General features: G+C 62.5%; 1 protein-coding gene. It reads left to right on the top strand.

The window, feature by feature from the left end; genetic code table 11:
• Positions 1-445: translocation/assembly module TamB domain-containing protein (locus tag RMZ43_RS36030; RefSeq protein WP_428851034.1), on the top strand; the 445-nt coding region annotated here is incomplete at its 5' end.
• Positions 446-619: the final 174 nt, after the last annotated feature.

Below are 619 nucleotides of genomic sequence, written 5' to 3'. Positions count from 1 at the left end.
GAAGGTCGGCCTCGAGATCGTCGGCACCGCGCAACACCCGATCATCACCGTCTTCTCAAACCCCGTCATGGAGCAATCCGATGCCCTCTCGTATCTGGTGACCGGCAAGCCGCTGTCACAGGCCAAAGGCGGTGACGGCAACATGGTGACTGCCGCCGCCCATGCGCTGGGCTCGGCCGCCGGTGACCTGCTGGCCAAGAGCGTCGGCGCCAAGATCGGTGTCGACGATATCGGCGTCGCCAGCAATGACGCGCTCGGCGGCAACTCCGCCTTTACCGTCGGCAAATACCTTTCCCCACGCCTGTACTTAAGCTACGGCGTCGGCCTGTTCGATCCTGGCCAGGTCATTACGCTGCGCTATCTGCTGAGCGCCCACTGGACCGTACAGGCCCAGAATGCGACTTCGTTCAATCAGGCCAGCGCAGCGTATCGGCTGGAACGTTGACCCCCATGCAACAGGAACGCAGACCACCGCCGACCCGCCCCCTCTTTCGTAACGCCCCATCCGGCGCCTGCCTGATAAAACACATCCGACGTCCCCACTAACCCTCTCAGGAGACTTGTGTGCCCCTCGCCGATCTGACGACCATTCTGCGTGCCGCGCAACACATTGTACTGA

The organism is Nostoc sp. CmiVER01 (assembly GCF_034531135.2).
Taxonomy (GTDB): domain Bacteria; phylum Cyanobacteriota; class Cyanobacteriia; order Cyanobacteriales; family Nostocaceae; genus Nostoc.
Note: the sequence above shows the minus strand (reverse complement) of the source record. Positions and strands in the feature narration are given on the sequence as shown.